The organism is Vreelandella hamiltonii (assembly GCF_014651775.1).
GTDB classification, from domain to species: domain Bacteria; phylum Pseudomonadota; class Gammaproteobacteria; order Pseudomonadales; family Halomonadaceae; genus Vreelandella; species Vreelandella hamiltonii.
Genome location: NZ_BMXN01000008.1, coordinates 50,284 through 73,795, shown reverse-complemented (window position 1 = coordinate 73,795; position 23,512 = coordinate 50,284). Strand labels below are relative to the sequence as shown.

The following is a 23,512-nucleotide window of genomic DNA, read 5'->3' as shown; positions in this document are numbered from 1 at the left end:
CTGTCTTGTGGGGAAACCTAGCCCAACAGGGCTCGCAGGGTTTCCACTAAATTGTTTTGGTCAAAGCTGCCCTTGACGATATAGGCATCAGCGCCCACTTCGATTCCGCGCCGCCGGTCGGCCTCTTTTTCGCGAGACGTGATGATGATGATCGGCTTGTGACGATAAAGCTCATTTTCGCGCAGACTGGCAGTCAGCGCAAAGCCGTCCATGACGGGCATTTCAACGTCCGTCAAGACTGCGTCGAAGGAGTCGGCCAGCGCCTTGTTCAAGCCATCGCGCCCGTTTTCGGCCAGGGTGACCTGATACCCCCAGGCTTCCAGCACGTCCTTTTCGATTTCACGGGTGTTCAGCGAGTCATCGACCACCAGGATACGGTGACGTGGTGTATCCGTGGGTATCGGTGCCGTCTGGCGCAGCCCTGTCTGGCGAGAGCGCTCCAGCAGCGCAGGCACATGCAGCAGGCTGGCCAAGGTGTTGCGCCCCAGCGACACCATTCCCGACACCAGCGGCAGGTAGCGCAGGTGGTTGGGCAGCGGCTTGATGACCATGTCTCGCTCGTCCACCAGCACATCGATGATCAGTGCCAGCTTCTGCTGACGCTGATGTACCACCAGCAGCAGAACCTTGTCTGCGGCAGGTGGCACGACGGGCAGGTCGAGCAACGTGGCCAGGGCGACCACAGGTACGAACTCATTGCGTAGAATCAACGTGGTCTGGCCCGCCGCGTCGATGAACTCCTCGGGAGAGCGCTCCACCAGTTCGGCCACGTGAGGGGCCGTCACGCCTAGCGTCACGCCGCTGACTTCCACCAGCAACACCCGCATCAGCGCCAATGAAAGGGGCAGGCGCAGCGAAAAGTGCGTGCCCTTGCCGGGCGAGCTGGTGAGGTGAAGGTCGCCGCTCAGCTCATCCACCACCGTGCGCTTGACCACGTCCATGCCGACGCCCCGGCCAGAAAAGTCGGTGATCAGGCTCTTGGTGGAAAAGCCGGGCAGCAGGATCAGCTCCAGCGTTTCCTGCTCGCTCAGCAAGGCCAGCTGGCCTTCATCGAGCAGCTGCCGGGATAACGCTTTCTGGCGAACGGCTGCCAGGTCGATACCGGCGCCGTCATCGCGCATCTCCACCACGACCCAGCCGCCATCCTGCCATGCTTCCAGCGTGAGCTGCCCTCTGGGGGCTTTACCTGCCGCCTGACGCTGTGCCGGGGCCTCCAGACCGTGATCCAGAGCGTTGCGCAGCAGATGAATCAGCGGGTCGGAGAGACGGTCGATCATCTGTCGATCCAGCTCGATCTCGCTCCCACGGACACGGCAGTCCACCTGCTTGCCCAGCGACTGGGCCAACTCACGTGTCATCTGCGCCAAGGGGTCGAACACGACGCTCAGTGGCAGCATGCGCATTTGCAGGGCGCGGTCATGAAGATCGCTCATCAGGGCGTCGTGGCTCAGCACGCTGTCTTTGAACTCGCGCTGAAAATCGTGAAACTCGGCCTGATGCTGGGCGGGCAGCGACAGGCCGAGCTGGCGCGCCTGTTCGACCAGACCATGCAGGTGGTGATGGCCCGACAGCACTTCACCCATCAGGCGAATCACATCGTCCAGCCGGTCGAGGCGAACCCGCACCGTATCGCTCAAGGCCAAGGCTGATGCCGGTGATGCCGATGATGGCGCGGCGGGTGGCGCCTTCGTGGACGATGGGGAAGGCACAGCCGTGGGCCCGGTGGAGGCGTCAGAAAGCGGGGGAGCAGAAAGTGGGGCGTCAGAAAGAGGGGCTTCCGGTAACGAGCCCGCCGCCGACTCCAGCGCCTGGCACAGCGCGGGGTCAGCGGCCGCCAGCGCCTCGGGTGCTGCCCCTTGGGCCAATTGGCCGACATAGTCGTCCAGAGCGTCGATGGCCTGATTCAACAGCCCCAAGGACGCGGCGGAAGGTAGCGTGCTGCCTTCGCGAAAAGCGCTCAGTAGCTCTTCCATGCTATGGGCGAGCGCCGTGATCGGCGCCAGCTTGAGCATTCGGGATGAGCCCTTGAGCGTGTGCGCCGACCGAAACAGCTCATTGATATGCTCCTTGCTGGCCGTGCCAGCAGCGCTGCCGGTGGCGTCTTGTTCCAGGGTAAGGACCCCCTCACGCAAGCGCGGCAGGTGGTCGGCGGCTTCTTCCACGAAGCGCTGTATGAAACGACGAATATCCAGTGCCATTAGCCCACTCCCTGTATGGCGATCGGCTCATCCAGATAGCGCTTGGCCAGGAAACAGGCATCTCCTGGGGGCAGCGGCGGTTGGATGGCCTGCAGTGCACCACTGGCCTGTGGCGTGGTTTCCAGCAGGCGTACTACGGCGGCATAGCCTCGCTGGCGCTGAACGGGGTTGTCCGGCAGTTCACCCTGGCGCAGCAGCTCTGCCTGGTAGAAGTGCGCAGGCCAGCACTCCGGGGCGACGTAGACGGCCCGTTTGAAGAACTCGTAGGCCTGCTGTGGTTGTTGCAGCCAGCGTACCGCCAGCCCGGCAAGCAGCAAGGCATCCACGCACCATGGGTCTTGCTCCAGGAGTGGGCTGATGAGCTGAAGGGCCGCGTCGAAGTGATTGTTGTCGAGCAGTTCATGTGCTTGCTTCAGCACTTTCTCACGCGGGATAGGCGGTGGAGGTGCCGACGGCTCGGGTGGCGCTTCAGGCAAAGGCCGTACCTCGACGGCTTCCCATGGCGCTGTTTCCAGCATGGTGGGTGCCGTGACGGTGGCAGCAGGAAGGGGCAGAGGGGGGCGAGAGGGCTCGGGGGCCGCATGCTGAAAGTAAAACACCCCTTGCTCTTCTTGCAGCGATAGAACCCCCAGATCATTGCCCAGCGTTTCCGTGACGCCACACAGCAGTATGCCCTGTGGCGCCAACAGCGGCTTCAAGCGCTGCTGTATGTCTCGGCGTGTGGCTTCATCGAAATAGATCGATACGTTACGGAACAGGATCACGTCGAAAGGACCGCCCAGCGCCGGGTGGTCCGTGGCGAGCAAGTTGAAGGGGCAGAACCTGACCCATTCGGTCAATGCGGGCACCAGTTGATGGGCGCGCCCCACCGGAGTGAAGTAGCGGGCCTTGAGGGCGGGGTGCAGCGCGCGAAATGCCATGCCGCTGTAAATCCCGGCTCTGGCCTTGTGCAGCACCTGTTGATCCACGTCGCCACCGGTGATGCGGAACAGTGACTTGGCGCGTTCGCCATACGTTTCCATCAACAGCATGGCCAGGCTGTAGGGTTCTTCTCCCGAGGAGCATCCCGCACTCAGTAGCCGCAGTGGCCCTCCCTGCTTGGCCAACTGGCGGGGCAGGTGTTCATCGGCGAGCCACTGCAGGGCTTCTACCTCACGGAAGAAGTAAGTTTCATTGACGGTGAGCTGGCTGATGAACTGATCGAACAGCGCTGCATCTTTGGCCAGCTTGTCGAGTAGCGTTGCATGATCCTGGGTGGATTGGGCGTGGCAAAGCTGTTCGATGGCACGCTCCAGGCGCGCTTCTGCCATGCCTTCCAGAGAGAGCCCGCAGCGTTGGTGTACCAGCTGTTTGAACGGAGTGAGGACGGTCATGGAGAAAGATGCCGTGGTGCCGCCATGCCCACCAAGCGCATCAAGCGCGGGGGCAGATCGTCGAGGCCGATGATGTGTTGTACGACGCCAGTATTGATGGCTTCCTGGTTCATGCCATAAATCACGGAACTGGCCTCGTCCTGCGCCAAGGTGGTGCCACCTGCTTGCTGGATGGCGCGCATGCCGCTGACGCCGTCTCTGCCCATGCCCGTCATGATCACGCCGATGGCATCCGCGCCGTAGACTTCTGCGGCGCTGTGCATCAGCACGTCGCAGCTTGGGTGATACAAGGCATCGGGTGGGCTCTGCACCAGTCGCACGCAGTGCTCAGGCGTCACACACAGGTTGCGCTCCGAGGGCGACAGGTAAACATGGCCGGGTTCGAGACGCTCACCTTGTGTGGCCACGCTCACGGGCAGGGAGCACAGCGAGCCAAGCCAGGTGGCCATGCCTTCGATAAACCCATGGCTGATATGCTGCGCAATCAGGATCGGGGCAGGAAAGCCGCTGGGCAGCTTGCTGAGCAGGCGTGCCAATGCCTGGGGGCCACCCGTGGAACAGGCGATGACGATGACACGTTGAAAGACTCGTGGCGAAAAGGTGGGCGCGGCCGTCGGTGCGAGAACAGGGGGCTGCTCCGGGAGTGGTGCAATGAGACGGCGGCGTAGCCGCGTAATGACCGCCACCCCCGCCAACAAGCGTACCCTGGCGCGTAGCCACTCCCCGGTCTCTTCGTCCAGGGTGGGCTTGGGCAATACTTCCAGCGCGCCCACTTCCAGCGCCTTGTAGGCGCTCTGGGCATCGGCGCGGTCACTGATGACGAGGATCGGCACGCCCTTGGTGTGCATGATCTCTTCGATGGCGCTCAAGCCATCCATGACCGGCATGTTGAGATCCATGGTGATCAGCTGAGGGGCCAACTGCTTGGCCAGCTCGACGGCCTCCTTGCCGTTGCTGGCTTCGCCCACGATGTCGATATCGCCCTCACAGGTGAGAAGATCGCGCAGTATCTCCCTGGCGAGCGGGCTGTCGTCGGCCATGACCACCCGGATTACACTCATGAAGCGCCTCCCATGCCGGTGATCATGGTTGCGTCTGGCGGCGGCTGTCGGGTTGCGCTGCCAGCGTGAACTCCTGCACCAGACTGTTCAGCTCGGCGGACATCTGAATCATGTCCTGGCTGATCTCGGTGATGCTGCGCACGGACTGCGCATTGCGTGCGCTGGCGGTATCGATATCGCGCAGGGCAATGACCACCTGATTGCTGGCGGTTTTCTGTTGCTGTGTCGACAGCGAGATCTGCTGGGCGGCACTGCTGGTCTGGCTGGCTGCCTTGAGCAGGGCTTCGAGGTCCTGAGCGGTACTCTGGCTGGCTTCGACACCCTGTTCGATGGACGTGGCCCCTTTCTCCGAGGCGACCACCAGCCGGTTGATGGCCTGCTGAATGTCGTCGGTGTGGCCTTCTATTTCATGGGTGGAGTCGGTGACGCTATCGGCCAGACGGCGTATCTCGTTGGCAACCACGGAAAACCGGCGGCCAGACTCCCCTGCGCTGGAGGCTTCCAGGGCCGCATTGAACGCGATCAGCTTGGTTTGCGCGGCCAGCGTGTTGATCAGCTCCATGACCTTGCTGATCTGCTTCGATTTGGCGCCCAACGCCATGATTTCTGCCAAGCTCTGCTCGCTATCGCTGCGGATATCGTACATGCGCGCCTGCAGGAGTTGCATGGCCGTGCTGCCTTTGCGGCTGCGCTCCAGCGTCTGGTTGGCCACGTCCACCACCGACTGCGAATGGTCGGCGATCTGGGTCGAGGAAGTCGACAGCTCCTCCATGGTCGACGTGATTTCGGCCACGGACGACGCCATTTCCTCCACGGCGGCCGCCATGGTCTGATTGGCCTCATGGCGTATATCGCCCCCCTGAACGCCAGAAAGCCCGGCGGTTTGGGCCAAACGGTCTGCGACCTGGGTCAGGGCAAGGGCATTGTTCGACACGGCTTGAATCGCGCGGGATAGCCTGGCCAACAGTTCGTTGGTCTGAGCGGCCAGGTCGCCAAGCTCGGCACGGTCATCGGTTTCTACCCGCTTGGAGAGATCCAGGCTGTGGGTGATCTCCTTGAGCTGACGCTGAAAACGGGTCAATGGCCGAATCAGGCTACCGGTCAGGGGGTAAAGCAGCACCAGTCCCGCCAGTAGAATCAACAGGCCCAGCTTGATGGAGTTGAAGAAACGCTCCCTGACGGTAGTGGTGTACTCGTCCTTGGCGACTTCGACCATCAAGTAGCGCTGCACCTCGGGAAGCCAGCGGGTCACCACAAAAAAGGCGCGCCCATCGCGTTCGATTTCATGCACTCTGAGTTCGCTGTCGGTGTGCAGCAAACCTGCCGATTCCTGCTCGCGAAGCGCCGAAATAGTGGCCTCCTCGCTGCTCATCAGAAAATCGCCTTCCGCGCTGAGAATGGCCGCACGGCCGGTTTCACCCAGGCGGTAGTCGTCGATGAACTGGGCCATGCGAGCAAGGTTGAGCCCCGCTCCGGCCACGATCACCGGCAGGCCGTTGGCTGCATTGGCTTGGCTGCGGAAGTTCAAGAAGACAAACGCATCGTCCGGATTGAACGTGTCGCTGTCGAGATTGAGGTTGTAATCGGCACCGCTCTGAGTGAACTCGTGGTACCAGGCGTCACTGCTGTCAGGGCCTTGCAGCGGGCGCTGCTGGAAAGTGCCATCACGATACTGAAAGTAGACCTGCCGGTTGGGTGTCTGCGCTGCGATGAAGAGCAGTTCGGTGTCCAGTTGCCCCATCAAGCGTGAAAGATAACGCTCGACTTCGATCTGCTGTTCGACGGGCAAGCCCTCTGTCACCCACTGCTCGATAAAATAGCTATTGGCCAGGCTTTCCGAAACGGCGAGGGCTGGGCTCAAGCCCAAGGTGATGCGAGTGGCCAAGCCTTCGACCTGGGCGGGCAGTTCGCTATCGAGCAAGTGCTCTAACCGCGCTTCGCTATGGGTGCGAGCCTGCAGGTACAGGGCAAGCAGCATGGACAGTGCCAGCACCGTTCCGAACGAGACAAACAGTCGAAGCCGTAACGGCAAGGATTTCCAGCGCGCAGTCATGGGCAGGCTTGCTCCAGGTGAACCCAAAGGCCTCATGATGAGGATAAATCGTCTATGGTATGAATATCGCACGACGCGTACGTCGCTCATCAGCATGATAGCAACGATTAATAGAGCTTTTTGTGATATTTGCGCAGCGCTGAGAAGCCTGACCAACGGTTCGATGTAGCTTACCTGCCCAAGATGGCGTTTTTTCTATACAAAGATCATTTTTTGTATAAGTAGCAAGTGTTTTTTTGACAAAAGTGATACATGCAGGTAGCCTGTTAACGAAATGGATACGACAAATTGCTAAGGAAGCATCATGTTGTCACTCACCTCTTCAACCGTGCTCGCGGTGCTTCAGGGCATCATGTCTCGCCACGGCATCACGCACTCAGAGATGCTGCCATCGGCAGGCACTGCTGAGCGTGACAGTTTGGTACAGGCTGTTACGCGCTTTTTTGGTCTCTCTGATGGAGAGCTGCTGTCACCTACTTGCATCACGCTTGAAGAGTGGGCCACGGCGCTGAGTGAACAGGGTGATTTTTCTCATCTCCAGCTTTTCGATACCGCTATTGGTGGTGCGTTCAGCCATCAGCTGCAGCGTCAGCATCGTTACGAAGCTGCGTTCTTGCAGCAGGAAGCCATCGCGCTGCAAACGCTGCTGACCGTCGATACCCAACCTCAGCGCTCGCTGGTGAGCTGGCTTTCCAAGCAAACGGCGCCAGGGTTCGTGCTGGGTGCTTTGTTGCCTCAGCAGGCAGGGTGGCAGCCTCGTTCGCTGTTCGACCATGCCAACGCTCTGTGGGAGCTCAAGGCGGGTGATATCATGGTGACCAGCGAAGACCGCTGGCGCCAGCTGGCCCAGCGCCTTCCTTCGTTGCCCATGAGCATTACTGCCGTATCGACCGCACCATTGGACAAGAAAACCTATCGCGCGCTGTTGGCCAAAGGCGTGGCTCACATCATCGAGCTGCACTGCCAGCCGGGGCTGGGTGTGCTGGCAGCACGCCGTTCCCAGAATGCGCCGTTCGAGCTGCTGCCGCATTGGCACCCCACCGAAAGCGACAATTTTCTGCTCAAGCTGATCAAGGGCGGCGTACCCGAAGAAGTGAAACTGGCGCAGCCGCTGCGTTGGGTCGGGGCGCGCCACTTTCGCCCGCAAGAGAATGCCTGGGCCGAAACGGTCCGTGTGGATCGCGCTGCTCTTCGGGTGGCGCCCACGTGGCAGCCTGCAGCCGAGCATCACCAAGGCAGCAGCGCCGCCTGAGCGCGACGTGCGCTCACAAACGCACGCTTACACGATCGCGTGAGGTACGAAGCAGGACGTGTCCTTGGTAATTCTGCCCACGTCTTCGCGAATGCCGATACCACAGGCGCGGTCGCCCACCACCCAGCTGCCGACCAAGGCATGCCGCTCCCCAAACCTGGGGAGCGGATGGTACGCCTGACGAATCCACGGGCTATCGGTGTAAGGCCCACCGACGTTTTCCGAGACTCCATCGGGGGTGGTCAGGCTGACGTTGCTGCCTTCCCGAGAGAAAAACGGTTTGCGAACCCAGCCCGGCGCAGGCGAGGCGTGCTCGGTTGGCTCGAAATAGGCGGGCAGCAGATTGGGGTGGCCTTCGAACTGTTCCCACAGCAGCGGCAGGATACCTTTGTTGGACAGAATCGCCTTCCAGGGCGGTTCGAACCAGTGGGTGTCCAGCTGGGTGATCTGCTGGCTGAACGCTTCCACCGCCATTTCTTCCCACGGGTACAGCTTGAAAATCGCCCTCATCGGCTGGTCTTCCAGGTCCACGAAGTGGGACTGCCCCGGCGTCACGCCAATATCCTCGATGTAGACGAACGGCGCGTGAAGCCCCGCTTGCAGCGCGATGTCCTGCAGGTAGCGGACGGTAGCCCGCTCCTCGTCGCTGCCTTTCACACAAGAGAAATGCAGCGTGCGGTCGGGGAGCCGGTCGCCCAGGTGTGCCAGGGCGTTCAGCAGGCGCTCCTGGATGGAGTTGTACTGGTCGGCATGGCGAGGCAGGATGCCCTGGGCAATGGCCTGTTCCAGCCATACCCATTGGAAGAACCCCGCCTCGTAAAGCGAGGTGGGCGTATCGTAATTCAGCTCCAGCAGTTTGGCCGGGCCGTCCCCTGAGTAGGCAAAATCCATGCGCCCATACAGCGGCGGTTGGCCGGAGGTCCAGGAGCGATGGATGGTCTCCCACATATGTGCGGGGATCGCCAGCCGCTGCAGCAGGGCTTCCGAGCGGCATACGCGGTCGACCAGCGCCATGCACATCTCGTGCAGCGTTTCGGTGGGTGTTTCTATGTCGCGCTCGACCTGCTCCAGCGTGAACTGGTAGTAAGCGCTCTCTTTCCAGTAGGGCTCGCCGTCGATGGTGTGAAAGTGGAAGCCCAGCTGCTGTGCCAGGGCTTGCCACTGGGGTCGTTCAGGAACGGTGATCCTTAGCATGAGGGCTCCGGGTGTGGGTCAGGAGCCCCAGGAGGCAGAGCGCGTGCCCAGGCCACGGCGCGTGGTGGTTTGACGGCTTTGGACCACCGAGTTGCGCATGGCGTCGTTGCGTTGATTGACCCGCTGGGTCGCCTGGCTGGCGGCGGCATTCCAGTTGCCCTGGTTGTCACGGTTGCGATAGACCGGCTCCTGGTAAACCCGCTCGAAGGAACGCCCACGGTTGGTGTTCGACAGCATGCTCCCCATCATGTAGCCCATCATGGCGGGCATGAACCAGCTACCGCCGCCACTGGCCTGGGCCTGCTCTTCATTGGGCGCGGCACAGGCGCCTTCGCCGTGCTCGGCCTCGCAGGCTTCCAGCGTATTGAAGCGCGGTACCGACTCCAGCGCCGCCATATGGGCCTCCTCACAGGCACTGCGGGTATAGATATTGGCGGCCACACAGTCTTCGACGCTCTGGAAGCTGCGCGGTTCGTCAAAATTCACGTCGGTAATGTGTTCGTCCTGGGCGGGTTCGGTACAGGCGGTCAGGCCAAAGGCGCCGGTACCCATCATGGCCAGCGACAGCCGTGCACTGCGCTTGCGGCGAGGAAGATGTTGATCTGCCATGTCGAACTCCTTACCAGGTCATGGAAGCGGCGTTGATGAGGCCGACCGCGATGGAAACGCTGCCCACCAGCGTGCCATAAGCCTGGTGCCCCTCGGTAATGTGCTGGGAAAGGCTCTCGCCCTGGCGGCGCAGCATCAGCTTCAAGCCGAAGAACGTGGCGATCTGCACCCCGAAGGCCACGATGCCCCAGAGAATGAAATCGAGGTAGCTGATGGAGTTGGCCATGGCGCTATAGAGCGGCAGCGTGAAGCCGAGGATGGAACCGCCGTAGGCCCGTGCGGCAGCGGCATTGCCTTCACGGATCAGTGTCCATTCGTGATGCGGCGTGAGTCGGCTGTAGCAATACATGAACGCGACCAGCATCCCCAGCGCGCTGAGCAGATAGGCAAAGAAGTGCGGTAATCCCTGCAGGTAGTGCAACATGGTGATGTGCTTCCCTTGTGATCCTTGAGGGTCGGTATTGTGACATAGCTGGGCGTGGCTGCGTTACCCGCGACGTGATTTCCCGATCGAGGGGCAGGCAGTACGCAGAATGACGTAAATAAACAGCGTTTGCGCCACTTGAGTAAGACTAAAGGCTAATAGATGAATCGTGTCACCTCCTTAGAATCCCGCGAAGCCTGGTATTTTTACCAACATCCACCGTGTCGTATCGTGTAGAGACTGCGCCTCGTGCCCGCACAGGGTACTGCCCAAGACGCGACCGCTTCGAAGGACCTCCCTCATGCATGCCCTTACCCTGGCATCGTTTCTATTTTTTACGGGCCTGGTGGCCTTCGTCACCTGGCGTATTACACGCCGCGATGACCATCGCAGCACCAACGGCTATTTTCTGGCGGGGCGCACGCTGACGTTTCCGTTGATTGCCGCATCGATGCTGATGACCAACCTCTCCACCGAGCAGATGGTAGGGTTGAACGGCTCGGCGTTTACCGACGGCCTGAGCGTCATGGCCTGGGAAGTCATCGCCGTGATTGCGCTGGTTGCTCTGGCGCTGTTTTTCCTGCCGCGCTTCTTGAAAAGCGGGATTGCCACGCTGCCGCAGCTGCTGGCGATTCGCTTCGATGCCGGTACCCAGCTCATTGCCAACGTCATCTTTCTGATTGCCTACGCGGTGGTGCTGCTGCCCATCATTCTCTATTCCGGCGCCATTGGCTTGCAGGGCATGCTGGACTTGCAGGGCTTGACCGGCATCGAGTCCAGCACGGCTCTGCTGTGGGCAACCGTCTGGGTCGTGGGCCTGATTGGCGCCGTGTATGCGCTGTTCGGTGGCCTGCGCACGGTGGCGGTGTCCGACACCCTCAACGGCGTGGGGCTGCTGATTGGCGGGTTCGTGATCGTTTACTTCGGCCTTCAGGCGGTGAGTGGCGGCACAGGCGTCATGGAAGGCTGGAGCATCCTGAAGGAGAGCGACCCCAGCAAGTTCAACTCCATGGGTGGCCCCGACCAGCAGGTGCCGTTCTCGACCATCTTTACCGGCGTACTGCTGCTGCACCTTTTCTACTGGACCACCAACCAGCAAATCATCCAGCGCACCTTCGCAGCGAAAAATCTGGCGGAAGGCCAAAAAGGGGTGCTGTTGACCGGCTTCTTCAAGCTGTTGGGGCCGCTCTATCTGGTGCTTCCGGGCATCATTGCCTACCACTTGTATGCCGACCAGGGCGTGCGCGCCGATGAAGCCTATGGGCACCTGGTATTCAACGTGCTGCCGCCTTATCTGACGGGCTTTTTTGCGGCGGTGATGGTGGGTGCGATTCTCTCCTCGTTCAATTCGGCGCTGAACAGCACCACCACGATCTTCAGCCTGGGGATCTATAAAGGCGTGCTGAAAAAGGACGCCACGGAAGAGCAGGTAGTGAAATCCGGCAAGGTGTTTGGCTGGATCATGGCCATCAGCACCATGATCATCGCGCCGCTGCTGGCGGGGCAGGATAGCCTGTTCGGCTACCTGCAGCGCATGAACGCCATCTATTTCATTCCGATTCTGGCCGTGGTACTGGTAGGACTGTTGACCAAGCGTGTGCCGCCCATGGCCGCAAAAGTGGCCCTGGTGGGCGGTTGCTTGTTGATCGCGGCAGGCTACTTCGTGCCGCCGTTCAACAAACTGCCGCTGGTCATGCACGAGTTCCACTTCGTCGCCGCGGTGTTCGTGCTGCTGGTCGCGGTGATGCTGGTGATCGGCAAGCTGCGCCCCCGCGCCACGGACTGGGTCCAGGAAGCCTCGGGCGATGTCGACCTCACCCCGTGGAAAGGTGCCGTGCCCACCGGCATCGTGCTGGTGGTGCTGGTGGTGATCATGTACGCCTCGTTTGCAGGCGGTTGATCATCGGCCACGTGTAGTAACGCCAACGCCAACGCCCCGCTTTGCGGGGCGTTGGCGTTTGTCAGCGGTGGTTTTAAGAGTCGCAGCGATATAGCGTGATGGGTGATGTCTCGCGATCCAGATAGCGCAAGGTCAGCGTCTCCTGAGTGTTCAGGGTGAGCTGGAGCTGTTCTTCGCTGGTCACTCCTTCTCCATGGCAGTGCAGTGTCGCCTCCCATGCGTTCGGCGTGCTGCTCGCTTCCAGCCCCATTTCGCAGTGATTTTCCAGCCCTTCGAAGCGGCCAGCTGCCAGGCGGATTGGGGCGCCTTCCTGCCCTGCGTGACACCACTCGGGCTCTGCTGCCCAATCGCCATAAAGCGTTTCCTGGGACATGGGCTCGGCCACGGGGGTTTGGTCATCGCTACAGGCAGCCAGCAGCACCACCACGGCAGGTAACAGCAAACGGTGTAATGGCATAGGTCACTTCCTTGTGTGGTCAGACTCACCATGCGTCAGCTTAGAGCAGCTCGTTGAGAGCTGCTACAGGCTAGGCTAAAAATCCCCCGGTGCGCACTGCAGGCAGGTAAGCCCCAGGGCGCGCCACTGAGCGACCACGGCGTCGCGGTCGTCCAGTACCAGCCAGGGCGCAAAGCCGTCGCTGCGCATTTGATCGAGTAGCGCGGCTTTTACCTCTTCATCGTCCACATGGTCATCGCCCTCGGGGCGCAGGTACATGGCATCGATGGGGATGGCATGGCGGTCTAACCAGGCCTGGGTATGCTCGCGGTGGCTGTCCGGGCGGCCGCTGCAAATGACGATTTGCTGGCCCTGGGCCTTCAGCAGCTTGACCAGTTTGGCCACGGGTTCGATGACCGGCGCTTGGGCCATGTGGGCAAAGAAGGGGTCCCACTGTTTGGCGGGGCCCAGCACCCACTCGTGGACTTGCTGGGGGTGAAATTCGGCAAGCGTGCCGTCGACGTCAACGATGACTGCGGTCATGACATGGATTCCTGAGATGAAAAGAGTGAAACGGCCGAACCTTGAGAACGGCTGCTGAGGACAAGCCGTGCCTGGGTCGTCAGCCGCGTGCCTAGACGTTCGCGCCAGTGGTCAATGGCTTCATCGTCCAGTCGCGTAAACAGAGGCACGACCTGAGCAGCCTGGAGCTGATGGGCCAGTGCCACCAGATGCGAGGCTCGCAGATGGACGTTCCAGCGTTGCCAAAGCACCTCGTTGGCAGCCAGCTGCGCACAGCGCTGTGGCGTCAGGTAGCCGGTGTGCAGCAGACGGTGGTCGGGCCAGTCGGCGGGCTGGTCGTCACGGTCGCTGACCAGCCAGAGTGTCGGATGACTGGCGCTGGGCCGCTGGAGCAGGGTGCCGATGGCGTCGTCCAGCCCGTCACGCCGTAAACCGCGTGGCAGCGCCAGCAGAGCGGCCAGGTTGTCGCGGATGATGGGGTCGATGGCCAGGGGGAGCTGTCGGCGATCTGCTTCCTCTGCCAACCATAGCGCCATTTCCAGCGCCCGTCCCGTTTCCGGTACCGGCAGCACCAGTGGCGTATCCAGGGCGCTGCCCAGGGTACTGATGCAGTGTGCCTGGGGCTGGTCGTAGCTGCCGTAGGAGGCGTCCAGCAGTGCCGTACGGGCAGGTGGCGGCGTATCGAAGGGAAACAGCCGCGACTCGAAACAGGCATCACCGCTATAGAAAAGTCCGCCCGCCACGTCGAGGTGCAGCCAGACACCTCCCAGCGAGTGGCCCGCCTGGCCGGTGGTGACGGTAATGCCTTCCACTTCGAGACGGCCGCGATAGGGCAGTGGCCGCCACGCTCTGTGGGGCGGCAGCGCCTTGGCGACCAGCGGCGTGCAGTAGAGCGGCAGCTGCTCGGGCAGCTCGGCCACCCCGCCAATATGATCGATATGATCGTGGCTGATCAGCACGGCGTCTACCGCGAGCCCCGCCGCCCAGGTGATCGCCTCACCGGGATGCAGTGCGCCGCCCGCATCCAGCAGCAGGCGCTTGCCTTGGGCCTCGACCACGATGGCGGCCGGGCCCTTGTCGCCCAGCCCGCTGAGGATCTCCACCAAGGCGCTCATTGGTCGGGCTCCAGGCACCAGCCTTCCAGCAGGCGCACCGCGACCTGCTGGCCTTCGCCAAGGGCGTGGGGATGATACGCCAGCAGGGCATCGCCGGTGCTCAGGCGCAGGTGTAGCTCATAGCGCTCACCGCGGAACGTCAGCCGTTCAACGCGGGCGGTCAGGTCGTGGGGGTTGGGGGCCGTGGCATCCAGATGCACGTGCTCCGGGCGCACCAGCACGGGCTGCGAACGCGCGGTGAGCGGCGCGGCCAGCCCGCTCATCAAAGCGCTTTCGGTGAGACGCTGGCCAGGCGCGCCGCTGGCAATGTGAAGCAGGCTACCCTGGCCGATGAACCTCGCGACCCATTCGCTGCGCGGCGCTCGGTAGAGCGTTTCGGGCGTGGCCCACTGCACCAGCTCGCCCTCCCGCATGACGGCAATGCGGTCTGCCATGGCCATGGCTTCGCTTTGGTCATGGGTGACGTAGACCATGGTGGCCTGGGTCCGCCGGTGGAAATCCACGAAGCTGTGCTCCATGGCGGCCCGCAGGTTGCGGTCCAGGTTGGCGAGCGGTTCGTCCAGCAGCACCACGTCGGGGTCGGTGACCAGGCATCGGGCCAGTGCCACCCGCTGGCGCTGGCCGCCGCTGAGGGCCTGGGGCGAGCGCTGGGCATAGGGGGTCAACGCCACCTGCTCCAGCGCCTGGGCGACTCGGCGCTGGTAGTCGCTGCCTTGAATACGGCGCAGCTTCAGCGGGTAGCCCACGTTGTCGGCCACGCTCATATGGGGCCATAGCGCGTAGGACTGAAACACCATGGCCATGTTGCGCTGCTCGGGGGGCACATGGTGGTGGGCGCTGGCCAGCAGCGTCTCACCGAGTGTCATGGTGCCGCTACTCACCTGCTCGAACCCTGCCAGCATGCGGAGCATGGTGGTTTTGCCGCAGCCGCTGGGGCCCAGCAGCGCCACGAATTCGCCGGGAGAGATATCGAGGGTGACGCCATTGACCGCGGTGTGTTGGCCAAACTGTTTGGTAACGCGGTCGAGCATTAGCCTTGCCATGGCACGACTCCTTTGGGTAAGCGAGGGGCCATCAGGCTCAGCAGCAGCATCAAGGTAGCCACCATGGCCACGACCAGCACGGCCACCGCCGACGCCAGCACGCTTTCGCCCCCTTCGTCCAGGTTGAAGATCAATACGCCCAGGGTTTCGTTGCCTGCGCTCCAGAGCAGCGCTGACACGGTGAGCTCGTTGACGGCCAGCAGGAATACAAGCAGCCCACCGGCAAACAGGGAGGGCGCGATCAGCGGCATCACGATGGTGGCCAGCCGCCGCCAGGGGCCAGCACCGGCCAGCTGGGCGGCTTCTTCCAGCGAGGGGTCGAGCTGCGCAAGGCTGGCGCTGACCGGCTTCAGGCAGACCACCAGAAAGCGCGCCAGGTAGGCCACGAAAATCAGCCCAAGGGTGCCGTACAGCGCCAGATTGATCAGTGGCAGCGGGCGCACGAACAGCAGAATGCAGGCAATCGCCAGCACCACGCCAGGCAGGGCATAGGGCAGCTCGATGACGCTGAGAGTGAGCTGCTGTAGCCGAGGCGGCAGGCGCTGAAGACGGTACGCCAGGGGCAGGCTGCACAGCATCAGCACCAGCGCGGCACCGCCTGCCAGCCAGACACTGTTGCGCACGGCCCGCCAGGTGGCGCCCTGTCGGCCGATGACCTCGTGGTAGGCGTTGAGGGTGATGGTATCCAGGCTCAGGGGGACGCCCATGGCCGGGACCAGCGAGCTCACCACCAGCGCGAGCAGCGGCGCCACCAGGATCAAGAGCAGCACCATGATCAGCAGGGTCGTCACGCCGGTACGCCAGCGCCCCAGTGAAAAGTCGTGGGCGCGGCCGCTGTGCCCTCCCAGGCCAAAGCGGCTGCGATTCATCCAGTACTGCTGCAGGGCTACCCCGGCCAGGGCCAGCACACCAATCAACAGAGAAAGCGCCGCCATTTCTGCCAGCACGCCGGTGCCAAAGTTGGCCATGCGCTGGTAGATCAAGGTGGGCAGCACGTAATAGCCTGCGGGAATGCCCAGCATGGCGGGAATGCCAAAATTGCCCAGGCTGGAGATGAAGGCCATGGCCGCTCCGGCGATCAGGCCGTGCCGGGTCACGGGCAGAATGATATGCCCCCAGACCTGTCTCTGGCGGGCGCCGCTGATGCGGGCGGCTTCGACCAGCTCACGGGGGAGCGACATGAGTGAAGTGCGCAGCGCCAGAAATACCAGCGGTGCACTTTGAATGCCGAGCAGCAGCCCAATGCCTTCGGCGGAATAGAGCGGCTGGGGGCTGCCCAGCGGCGGCGCCATGCCGATGCTTTTCAGTAAAGGGCTGGCTGGGCCGAACAGCTGTAGCCAGCTCAGCGCGGTGACCTGGGGCGGGATCATCATGGGCAGCATGAAGCAGAACACCAGCCAGGCCTTGCCGCGAATGTCCGTCAGGGTGATCACGAAGGCGAACAGGCTGCCCAGCACCAAGGCAATCAGCATGCCCAGGCCCGAGGTGTACAGGCTGTGCCACAAGGCGCGCCAGGTGCTGGCCGCGTTGAGCACTTTCCACAGCGGGGCACTGCTGCCCTGGCCCAGATCGCTGAGGGCTTCCATCAAAAGCCGCAGGCTGGGCGCCAGGCTGAGCAACACCACCAACAGCGTGAGCAGGGTAAGCAGCCAGCGATGCTGGCTGCCAACGTTCAGCGAAGGGGTCATCATCAACCGCCAAACAGCTCATTGAAGCGCTGCTTGAGCGCCTCTTCCTCGGACAGCGCTTGCTCGATATCGACCGGCATCAGCTGAATCGAGTCGCGTTCGGGAAAGCCTTCCGGCGGGGCAACGTCCGGGTGCGCAGGCAGATAGCCCTGCTGGCTCACCAATTCCTGCCCGGCTTGGGAGAGCACGAAATCGACGAACTTCTGGGCAGCATCCGGGTGTTGGGCTTCTGCCATGATGGCGACGGGCTCGGTCACGGCGCTGACGCCTTCCTCAGGGAAGACGAACGCCACGGGGGAGCCCTTGGCCGCTTCACGGATAGGCAGGAAATCCACCACGATGCCGTACGGCTTGGTGCCTGCTGCCACGGCGTTGAAGACGCCACCGTTACCGCTTTGGGCTTCCGTGCGGTTGGCGTGCAGGGCGTCGTAATACTCCAGGCCCAGCGACGTTTCACCGATGGCGGCCATGTGGATCAGCGCTGCGCCGGAGTAGAGGGGGCTGGGCATGGTGACCAGGCCTTCGTATTCCGGGCCAATCAGGTCGGCCCAGCGTTGCGGCTGGTGCTCGGCACCCGTGTTGTAAACGATCCCGGTGGTAATGAGCTTGGTGCCGTAGAAGTAGCCGTCGGCGTCGTAGAGCGCCTCATCGTAGGCGTCGCGCTCGGGGCTCAGGTAGGGTTGCAGATGGCCCTCCTGCTTCAGCGACTCCATGGTCATGCTGTCCGCGATCAGCAGCACGTCGGGGTTGCTCACCCCCGCGGCCAGCTCCGAACGCAGGCGAGTCATCAGGCGCGTCGTGCCGTCGCGCACCCACTCCACCTCGATCTCCGGATAGGCCGCCTGGAAGGCATCCACGGTTTGCTGGGCGTCGCTGTTGGGCTGGCTGGTATAGAGCACCAGCGTTTGGTTGGCCAACAGAGGCGTGGACAGGGCAAAGCTTGCAAGGGTCACGGCACGACACAACGAACGCTTCAACATCGGGGAAACCTCCAGTAGGTGAACAGTGATCACACTACTGTCATCGCCTTACAACATCGTGACACTACGCTTTCGTTTGAAAGCGAATGACTTTCGCCGAGCAGAAAATGGTTTTCGTTTTGCTGGCGTCAACCTTGAAGGGAAAACCGGGAGGAAGCATGGACGTCAATCAACGTCGGCGGGCGGTGCTGGCCTGCGTGCGGGACGAAGGGCGGCAGACCCTGGAGGCATTGGCGCGACGGTTTGGGGTCTCGGTGCAAACCGTGCGCAGCGACATACGCTCGTTGGCCGAGCAAGGGCTGCTGCTGCGCCGGCACGGTGAGGTGATCGCGTTTCCTGACCAGGAAAATGTCGGCTATGACCAGCGCCAGATCGTCAATCAGGCAGGCAAGCGGCACATTGCCCGTCAGGCAGCCTCGCTGATTACCGATCACCAGTCGCTGTTTTTAGGCACCGGCACAACGGTGGAGCAGCTGGCCGATGCGCTGCACGGCAAGCAGGGCCTGCAGATCATGACCAACAACCTGCATGCGCTGATCAAACTGTGTGCCCTGGAGTGCGAGCTGGTCGTGGCGGGTGGTCGCGTGCGACGTCGCGACCAGGACGTGATAGGCGGTGATGCCTGGCGCTTCTTTCAGCGTTATCGGGTCGATGTGGGCATCGTCTCGGTGGGCGGGATGGATAGCCAGGGCCTGCTGTACGACTACAACGACGACGAAGTCATGGCCCGGGAGGCGCTGCTGGCCCACGCGGCGTACCGTATTCTGGTACTGGACAAGACCAAGTTCGACCTGCCGCTGCGCTGCGCCGCCGGATCGCTGGCCGACTATCATGCAGTGATCACCGACAGCCCCTTGCCCGACCGGCTCAGAAGCCCCCTGGCGGCCCAGGGGGTGAGATTTCTATGTTGAGCGTCAGTCGCGTTGCTGCTGCCGGTGGCTCAGGTAGATCAGGACGATCGCCACGAGCAACAGTGCCATGGCCAGGTAGCGTGAGCCATCCAGTTCACGCTGAGCGTTATCGAGCCAGCCAAAGTGGTCAATCAGCAGGCTCATCAGCAGCTGGCCCGAAATCACCGATACCGTGGCAGCAGCCGTCCCGACACGCGGTACTGCAAAGACGATGGCCAGCATGTAGACCACCCCGAAGAGCGCCCCGGTCAGTTGCCACTTGGGCACGCTCATGAGCGTTGCTTCCTGAGGGGGCTCGAAAAAGAGCACCAGCAAAAAGGTCAGCACGGCACCCACGGCGAACGTCAGCCAAGCGCTCTCCATGACGCCAGTATGAGCGCCCAGACGGCCATTGATGGAGGATTGGGCGGCCAGGACTGCACCGCCCGCCAGTAGCAGGGCAAAGACAATGGGTAATAGCATGGTGGGTCTCCTGTTACATCAACCAAAGGGCAGCAAGAATCATGGCCAGTGCCGCCAGGCGATAGCCATCGACGCGACGCCGTTCGCTACCCAGCCAGCCAAAGTGGTCAATGGCCAGACTGGCCGCGACCTGGCCGCACAAGATACCCACCATGGTCATGCCCACACCCACCAGCGGCGTGGCGAGGGTCAACACAATGACGTAGATCGGCCCCAGCAAGCCGCCCGTCAATAGCCAGCGAGGCTGCTGAAACAGCGCACCCAGCTGGCGTTTGGGCGCGAATAGCAGCGCAAGCGACAGTAACAGGGCACCTACCAGGAAGATGGAGAGCGTGGCAGAAAAGTACCCCACCTGTTCCCCCAGAGGCCCTAGCAGCCCTGCCTCCACCGATAACCCCATCCCGGCGATCAATACGCCGAGCAGTATCAACGCGTGTTGCATGTGTCGTTCCCCGATTCAGAAAGAGGCCGCACTCTAAAGAGACACGCTTGTTGCTACAATGCGTTAAACGGGCAAAGGACTATTGCATTTTGGACAACTCGATTCGCCTGCTGGCACTGCGGCTGTTTGTTCGCGTGGCTACCAGCGGCAGTTTTTCAGAGGCTGCACGCTACTATGGGTTGCCGACGTCCTCGGCGTCGCGGCATATCGCCAGTCTGGAGCAAGCGCTGGGCCAGCGTTTGCTTTATCGCCATACGCGAGCCGTCAAGCTGACGGAGGCAGGGGAACGTTACTTCCATGAAGTGCACGAGGCGCTGGCGCGACTGGAGCTTGCCACCGAGGAAGTCATGGGAGGGGCTCGGCACCCTCGCGGGGTGCTTCGAATCAATGCGCCCGTGGCGTTCGGTCGGCGCCATATCGCCCCCCATTTGGCCCGGTTTCAGCAGCGCTACCCTGAAATCGAAGTCGATTTGACGCTGGAAGATCGCTTCATCGATCCCGTGCAGGAGGGGGCCGATGTGGTCATTCGCGTGGGAGCCTTGGCTGACTCCAGCCTGGTGGCTCGTGGCATTGCTCGCCAGCGTTTCATCGTCTGTGCTGCGCCGAGCTATCTGGCGGAGAAGGGCGTGCCAACGACACCCCATGCGCTCGGAAAGCATAACTGCCTGCTTTACAAAGGCAGCAAAGGGACGCAGTCATGGCATTTTCGGGCGTTTGAAGAGGCGCGTGCGGTGCGCCATGTTTTGGCGGGAAATCTGGTGGCCAACAATGCCGAAAGCCTGGTGGAAGCGGCCATCGCTGGGCAGGGCGTGGTGATGTTTCCCTCGTGGCTGCTGTTTGAGCCACTGCGTCAGCAAACGCTGGTGCCTTTGCTGACGCAGTGGGAAGCCTCCGATGACGGTCATCTGGACAATATCTATGCGATTTATCCAGACAACCGTCTTCGCTCGTCAAAGGTCTCTGTGTTCATGACCCATCTGGAGCAGGTCATTGGGAGCCCGCCCTACTGGGATAGCATCAGCCCGCGTTGACGATGTTATTGACAAAGTTCAGCGGCTGGGGAGTATCGATCACCTCGGCCCACAGGTCGTACTCGTCGGCATGGGTGACGCGTGCTCTGACCAGGTCGCCGGCGCGCAGCGCATGGCGGCTTTCCAGATAGACCATGCCATCGATTTCCGGGGCGTCGGCTTCGCTGCGGCCAATGGCGCCTTCGTCGTCCACTTCGTCGACCAGCACTTCGATCTCACGGCCGATCTTGGCCTGCAGGCGAGCTGCCGAGATCTCCTGCTGGTGGGCCATGAAGCGCTCCCAACGGTCCTGCTTCACGTCATCGGGTACCTGCGCCAGGCCCAGCTCATTGGCGGGGGCACCTTCTACCGGGGAGTACTGGAAGCAGCCCACCCGATCCAGCTGCGCTTCGCTCAGCCAGTCCAGCAGGTACTGGAAATCTTCTTCGGTTTCACCGGGGAAGCCGACGATGAAGGTCGAGCGGATGGTCAGCTCGGGGCACTGCTCGCGCCAGCGTTTGATGCGCTCCAGGGTACGGTCTTCGAAGGCGGGGCGTTTCATCGCCTTGAGCACCTTGGGGCTGGCGTGCTGGAAAGGAATATCCAGGTACGGCAGGATCTTGCCCTCGGCCATCAGCGGAATCAGCTCATCCACATGAGGGTAAGGGTAGACGTAGTGCAGGCGCACGCGAATGCCCAGCTCGGACAGCGCATCGCACAGTTCGGTCAGGCGCGTTTTGACCTGGCGCCCGTGCCACTCGTTCTCCACGTAGCGCACATCGACGCCATAGGCGCTGGTGTCCTGGGAGATCACCAGCAGCTCTTTCACTCCGGCCCGCGCCAGGGCTTCGGCTTCGCGCAGTACCTCACCCACGGGGCGGCTGACCAGCTTGCCCCGCATGGAGGGAATGATGCAGAAGCTGCAGGTATGGTTGCAGCCTTCGGAAATCTTCAGGTAGGCATAGTGGCGCGGCGTCAGCTTGATGCCCTGGGCGGGGACCAGGTCGATGCGGTGGTCGTACTCGCTGACGAAGGGCACCGCGCTATGCACGGCGTTCACCACCTGTTCGTACTGCTGTGGGCCCGTCACCGCCAGAACGTTGGGATGCACGTCGCGAATCACGGACTCATCCACCCCCATGCAGCCAGTCACGATCACCTTGCCGTTTTCGGCAATGGCTTCGCCAATGGCGTCCAGGGACTCGGCCTTGGCGCTGTCGATGAAACCGCAGGTATTGACGACCACCACATCGGCATCGTCGTAGGTGGGTACGATCTCGTAACCATCGGTACGAAGCTGCGTCAGGATGCGCTCGGAATCGACCAGTGCCTTAGGGCAGCCTAGCGAAACAAAACCGACCTTGGGTGTGGACATAATGGGCCTCGAGGAAGAGAGCTGAGGGGCGATCACCTTGAACAGAGGCCCCAAAAAGAACATGGCGAGAAGATAAGGGGCGGCATTTTAGCGCCCTTGACCAGCGGGGGGAACCTCTACGCGTTGGATTCGCCAACGTGTTCGGCAGGCGACGACGCCGTCAAGAGGTGGCAAACTAAATTGAAGGCTCGACAAGTGTATGAAACGAACGCCTAACCGAAATGGCAACGATTGCCCTTGGGCAGCGCAGGAGCAAGGACAATGAAGAGTGATAGGTTGCTGAACGCCATCGAATATGAGCTCAGACCACGCTGCCGCTTACGGTTCAGGCAGGAGTTAGAGGCGCTCTTCGAACAGGAAACGCACCAGACACGCCAACGCCATCTGGTGATCATGGGCCTGATCACCGCTCTTCTTTATGTCCTGTTCCTGATCAACGACTACAGCTTTCGACCCGAAGCGTTTCTGGCCTCCGTGATGATTCGCGGTGTCATCTTGCTACCCATGGCGCTGGCGATTTTCTGGTGGGTCTATCGTGGGGTGCCGCCATGGCTGCGTGAAACGCTGATGGCAGGACTGGTCGTGATTGCCATGATCGGCTCCAGCACCATTTTCTACATTTCCAGCTCGCCGCACTCTTATCTGGATGTCTTTTCGTTTGGTCTGATCCTGGTGGCTGGAAACATCGTTTTTTCGTTGCGTTTTCCTTATGCCTTGATGTCCACGGTGATCAGTATCGGAGTCATGAGTGTCTTCGTATTCTATTACGAGCCTATGCCAATCGAGGCCAAACGTTTGGCTATGTTCGCTATTCTGGTCAAGGCGGTGTTTACGTTGATGGCCAACTACCGCCTGGAGTACAGCGAACGAACCTCCTTTCTGCTGCTGATGCGTGAAAAAATTCAGGCAGGCCATATGCAGAGTGCCAATCACCAGTTGACGCGGCTCTCGGTGACCGACCCACTGACGGACATTGCCAACCGCCGCCAGTTCGATACCATTTTTCCCGCGCATTGGCAGGTGGCTCGGTTGGAGCAGAGTCATTTGGCCATCATGGTGATCGATATCGACCACTTCAAAGCCTACAACGACTATTACGGCCACCTTCAAGGAGACCTTTGCCTTCGTCAGGTGGCCGCCGCGTTACAAGCCAACAGCCGATCCGACGATCTGGTGGTGCGCTATGGCGGTGAGGAGTTCGTGATTCTGATGCCTCGCACCGAACCACATACGGCGCATCAAACCGCAGAGCGTATTCGCGAGAGTGTCGAAGCGCTGGCCATTGCCCATGGCGGGTGCGGTACTTCCTCCGTGGTGACGGTCAGTATTGGGGTGGCTGCCATGCAGCCGACCTTGGGGCAGGAAGACGCCATACTCTTCACGACCGCCGATCAGGCGCTTTACGACGCCAAGCGCCAGGGGCGTAATCGCGTCTGCATGACGCCCCTGGCAGAAAGCTGACCG

General features: G+C 61.7%; 21 protein-coding genes. 5 read left to right on the top strand and 16 right to left on the bottom strand.

What is annotated here, in order from left to right; genetic code table 11:
* Positions 1–17: 17 nt before the first annotated feature.
* Genes IE091_RS09150 through IE091_RS09135 form a run of 4 tightly spaced genes read right to left on the bottom strand, consistent with a single transcriptional unit; the run spans position 18 to position 6,685 of the window.
* Positions 18–2,198 (bottom strand): hybrid sensor histidine kinase/response regulator, encoded by a 2,181-nt coding sequence (locus IE091_RS09150; RefSeq protein ID WP_189463485.1) that lies wholly within the window; start codon positions 2,196–2,198, stop codon positions 18–20.
* Entirely contained in the window at positions 2,198–3,571 is a 1,374-nt protein-coding gene (locus IE091_RS09145; protein ID WP_189463484.1) for a CheR family methyltransferase, read from the bottom strand. Before IE091_RS09145 ends, IE091_RS09150 begins: the two co-directional genes overlap by 1 nt.
* Positions 3,568–4,632, bottom strand: a complete 1,065-nt coding sequence (gene cheB, locus IE091_RS09140) for a chemotaxis-specific protein-glutamate methyltransferase CheB (RefSeq protein WP_189463483.1) — start codon at positions 4,630–4,632, stop codon at positions 3,568–3,570. The genes IE091_RS09145 and cheB overlap by 4 nt, the downstream gene beginning before the upstream one ends.
* A gap of 22 nt (positions 4,633–4,654) precedes the next feature.
* Positions 4,655–6,685 carry a methyl-accepting chemotaxis protein gene (locus IE091_RS09135; protein WP_189463482.1) on the bottom strand — a complete coding sequence of 677 codons (2,031 nt, stop codon included), beginning with the start codon at positions 6,683–6,685 and terminating at the stop codon, positions 4,655–4,657.
* Between the two features lie 304 nt (positions 6,686–6,989).
* Here IE091_RS09135 and IE091_RS09130 point away from each other — a divergent pair, with 304 nt between their 5' ends.
* Entirely contained in the window at positions 6,990–7,937 is a 948-nt protein-coding gene (locus IE091_RS09130; protein ID WP_189463481.1) for a hypothetical protein, read from the top strand.
* A gap of 27 nt (positions 7,938–7,964) precedes the next feature.
* Here IE091_RS09130 and IE091_RS09125 read toward each other — a convergent pair whose 3' ends face one another.
* The 3 genes from IE091_RS09125 to IE091_RS09115 are packed head-to-tail and all read right to left on the bottom strand — an operon-like array spanning position 7,965 to position 10,164.
* Positions 7,965–9,131, bottom strand: a complete 1,167-nt coding sequence (locus IE091_RS09125) for a glutathionylspermidine synthase family protein (protein WP_189463480.1) — start codon at positions 9,129–9,131, stop codon at positions 7,965–7,967.
* Positions 9,132–9,149: 18 nt separating this feature from the next.
* Positions 9,150–9,740 (bottom strand): DUF1190 domain-containing protein, encoded by a 591-nt coding sequence (locus IE091_RS09120; RefSeq protein ID WP_189463479.1) that lies wholly within the window; start codon positions 9,738–9,740, stop codon positions 9,150–9,152.
* A 10-nt stretch (positions 9,741–9,750) separates the two neighbouring features.
* A complete protein-coding gene (locus IE091_RS09115; RefSeq protein WP_016915131.1) occupies positions 9,751–10,164 on the bottom strand; it encodes a DUF350 domain-containing protein in 414 nt (137 codons plus the stop codon).
* 301 nt (positions 10,165–10,465) lie between these two features.
* Here IE091_RS09115 and IE091_RS09110 point away from each other — a divergent pair, with 301 nt between their 5' ends.
* Positions 10,466–12,064 (top strand): solute:sodium symporter family transporter, encoded by a 1,599-nt coding sequence (locus tag IE091_RS09110; protein WP_039175158.1) that lies wholly within the window; start codon positions 10,466–10,468, stop codon positions 12,062–12,064.
* Between the two features lie 73 nt (positions 12,065–12,137).
* Here the strand turns inward: IE091_RS09110 and IE091_RS09105 are convergent, their stop codons facing one another.
* The 6 genes from IE091_RS09105 to IE091_RS09080 all read right to left on the bottom strand — a co-directional run bounded on the left by IE091_RS09105 (position 12,138) and on the right by IE091_RS09080 (position 17,848).
* Entirely contained in the window at positions 12,138–12,521 is a 384-nt protein-coding gene (locus IE091_RS09105; RefSeq protein ID WP_189463478.1) for a hypothetical protein, read from the bottom strand.
* Positions 12,522–12,596: 75 nt separating this feature from the next.
* Positions 12,597–13,043 carry a phosphatase domain-containing protein gene (locus IE091_RS09100; RefSeq protein WP_189463477.1) on the bottom strand — a complete coding sequence of 149 codons (447 nt, stop codon included), beginning with the start codon at positions 13,041–13,043 and terminating at the stop codon, positions 12,597–12,599.
* Positions 13,040–14,137 carry an MBL fold metallo-hydrolase gene (locus IE091_RS09095; protein WP_189463476.1) on the bottom strand — a complete coding sequence of 366 codons (1,098 nt, stop codon included), beginning with the start codon at positions 14,135–14,137 and terminating at the stop codon, positions 13,040–13,042. Before IE091_RS09095 ends, IE091_RS09100 begins: the two co-directional genes overlap by 4 nt.
* Positions 14,134–15,180, bottom strand: coding sequence for an ABC transporter ATP-binding protein (locus IE091_RS09090; RefSeq protein ID WP_100731337.1), 1,047 nt, complete (start codon positions 15,178–15,180; stop codon positions 14,134–14,136). The genes IE091_RS09095 and IE091_RS09090 overlap by 4 nt, the downstream gene beginning before the upstream one ends.
* Positions 15,168–16,868: an ABC transporter permease gene (locus IE091_RS09085; RefSeq protein ID WP_189463475.1), complete on the bottom strand. Its 1,701-nt coding sequence runs from the start codon at positions 16,866–16,868 to the stop codon at positions 15,168–15,170. The genes IE091_RS09090 and IE091_RS09085 overlap by 13 nt, the downstream gene beginning before the upstream one ends.
* A gap of 2 nt (positions 16,869–16,870) precedes the next feature.
* A complete protein-coding gene (locus tag IE091_RS09080) occupies positions 16,871–17,848 on the bottom strand; it encodes an ABC transporter substrate-binding protein (RefSeq protein WP_039175162.1) in 978 nt (325 codons plus the stop codon).
* 158 nt (positions 17,849–18,006) lie between these two features.
* On the opposite strand from IE091_RS09080, the gene IE091_RS09075 reads away from it, so the two are divergent.
* On the top strand, positions 18,007–18,759 hold the full coding sequence (locus IE091_RS09075) for a DeoR/GlpR family DNA-binding transcription regulator (RefSeq protein WP_189463474.1): 753 nt from the start codon (positions 18,007–18,009) through the stop codon (positions 18,757–18,759).
* Positions 18,760–18,762: 3 nt separating this feature from the next.
* Here IE091_RS09075 and IE091_RS09070 read toward each other — a convergent pair whose 3' ends face one another.
* Both IE091_RS09070 and IE091_RS09065 read right to left on the bottom strand, forming a co-directional pair.
* A complete protein-coding gene (locus IE091_RS09070) occupies positions 18,763–19,221 on the bottom strand; it encodes a DMT family transporter (protein WP_039175164.1) in 459 nt (152 codons plus the stop codon).
* 13 nt (positions 19,222–19,234) lie between these two features.
* Complete coding sequence (locus IE091_RS09065) at positions 19,235–19,663, bottom strand: DMT family transporter (RefSeq protein ID WP_039175165.1); 429 nt, start codon at positions 19,661–19,663, stop codon at positions 19,235–19,237.
* 89 nt (positions 19,664–19,752) lie between these two features.
* On the opposite strand from IE091_RS09065, the gene IE091_RS09060 reads away from it, so the two are divergent.
* Positions 19,753–20,694, top strand: a complete 942-nt coding sequence (locus IE091_RS09060; RefSeq protein ID WP_189463473.1) for a LysR family transcriptional regulator — start codon at positions 19,753–19,755, stop codon at positions 20,692–20,694.
* Here the strand turns inward: IE091_RS09060 and rimO are convergent.
* Entirely contained in the window at positions 20,681–22,048 is a 1,368-nt protein-coding gene (rimO, locus tag IE091_RS09055) for a 30S ribosomal protein S12 methylthiotransferase RimO (RefSeq protein WP_039175167.1), read from the bottom strand. The genes IE091_RS09060 and rimO overlap by 14 nt on opposite strands.
* 261 nt (positions 22,049–22,309) lie before the next feature.
* Here rimO and IE091_RS09050 point away from each other — a divergent pair, with 261 nt between their 5' ends.
* Positions 22,310–23,509, top strand: coding sequence for a GGDEF domain-containing protein (locus IE091_RS09050; RefSeq protein ID WP_189463472.1), 1,200 nt, complete (start codon positions 22,310–22,312; stop codon positions 23,507–23,509).
* Positions 23,510–23,512 lie beyond the last annotated feature (3 nt).